The following is a 1,165-nucleotide window of genomic DNA, read 5'->3' on the forward strand; positions in this document are numbered from 1 at the left end:
CGCCTCCGTCTCGGCTTCCCGCCCGGTGGACCCGCGCGTGGCGTTCTCCCGCACCCGCTGACACCCAACACCCGTAAGGAAAAGCTCCCATGGCCGTGAAAACCATCTGGCACATCGACTTCTTGTGCGGGCACAGCGTCGCCCGTGACCTGTCCGACCGGGCAGCCGACCGTCGCGCGGGCTTTGCCGAGTGGCTCGCCAAGCAGGAGTGCACCGATTGCTGGCGGGCCGCGAAGGAGGGCGACGAGCAGGACAAGGCCGCCTGGCTGAAGGCCAAGCGCGCCGAAGAGCAGGCCGAGTCCGATGCCTGGTCGGAGCAGTACCGGATGCCGCCCCTCGAAGGCCGCGAGCGCGCCGTCGCGTGGGGCGTGCGCTGCCGCCACCAGATCCTGGCTGCCGCCTACACCGCTCTGGTCCTCGAAGGCGAGACCAGCGAGGCGGAGTGGGAGGAGATCGAGGCGACGGCTCGCACTATCACCCGCGCAGGGTGGTGGATCGACCAGCGCTCCTCCGAGCCCGGCGACCTGACCGAGCTGCTCCAGGCGGCCACCGTAGCCGACCGGCCCACCGAGAACCCTCACTTCTGACCGCCCGGTGCCCCGCCCCGGCGGGGCACCGGCTCCCTCTCCTTGCCAGTGATGCTGGATACCCCATGCCCGAGCACCCCCTGCGCTGCGACGTGCGGCGCACCGAGAGCACCACCGACCTGCTCGCCGACCTCCACCGCAGCGAGCCCGGCCTCGCCCCTTATCTACTCACCGCCTGGTCAGCGGAGTTGACCGCCCGGGACACCATCGTCCTTGCTTGATATGTCAGCAGACACCGTGTCCCACGCAGGTCGTGTCGCTTTACAGCAGGCTTGAGTACCTCTGCCGTGTCGCACTACGGCTGGGGAGTACCGCCTGATCGGTCGCGGGCGACGGAGCGGCTCAGGCGAGGTCAAGGCTGCCCGGGCTCGCCGCCGTTGCGTTCGGCGATGGCGCTGGCGAGGTTGTTGCGGGAGACCAGGGTGTCGGGGTGGTCCTCGCCCAGCACCCGCACCCGGTCGGCCAGAGTCTGCTCGTACAGCGGGATGGACCGGCCCAAATCCCCCGCCGACTGGTAGGCGTAGGCGAGGTTGTTGCGGGAGGCCAGCGTGTCGGGGTGGTCCTCGCCCAGCACCCGC

The 1,165-nt window shown here is 70.2% G+C and carries 3 protein-coding genes; 2 read left to right on the forward strand and 1 reads right to left on the reverse strand.

Annotation, left to right across the window (positions count from 1 at the left end; translation table 11 throughout):
* Positions 1–89 precede the first annotated feature (89 nt).
* Together RB628_RS40700 and RB628_RS40705 are read left to right on the forward strand one after the other, a co-directional pair.
* A complete protein-coding gene (locus tag RB628_RS40700) occupies positions 90–587 on the forward strand; it encodes a hypothetical protein (protein ID WP_318325680.1) in 498 nt (165 codons plus the stop codon).
* A gap of 65 nt (positions 588–652) precedes the next feature.
* Positions 653–808, forward strand: coding sequence for a hypothetical protein (locus RB628_RS40705; RefSeq protein WP_318325681.1), 156 nt, complete (start codon positions 653–655; stop codon positions 806–808).
* 131 nt (positions 809–939) lie between these two features.
* On the opposite strand, the gene RB628_RS40710 is transcribed toward RB628_RS40705, so the two are convergent.
* A partial coding sequence (locus RB628_RS40710) for a tetratricopeptide repeat protein (RefSeq protein ID WP_318325682.1) occupies positions 940–1,165 on the reverse strand: 226 nt, incomplete at its 5' end.

It is taken from the genome of Streptomyces sp. ADMS (assembly GCF_033441795.1).
In the GTDB taxonomy this organism is placed as follows: domain Bacteria; phylum Actinomycetota; class Actinomycetes; order Streptomycetales; family Streptomycetaceae; genus Streptomyces.

What these genes read in the sequence shown, in the direction of transcription:
- RB628_RS40700 (WP_318325680.1), top strand. Translation starts at nt 90, where the DNA reads ATGGCCGTGAAAACCATCTGGCACATCGACTTCTTGTGCGGGCACAGC.
- RB628_RS40705 (WP_318325681.1), top strand. Translation starts at nt 653, where the DNA reads ATGCCCGAGCACCCCCTGCGCTGCGACGTGCGGCGCACCGAGAGCACC.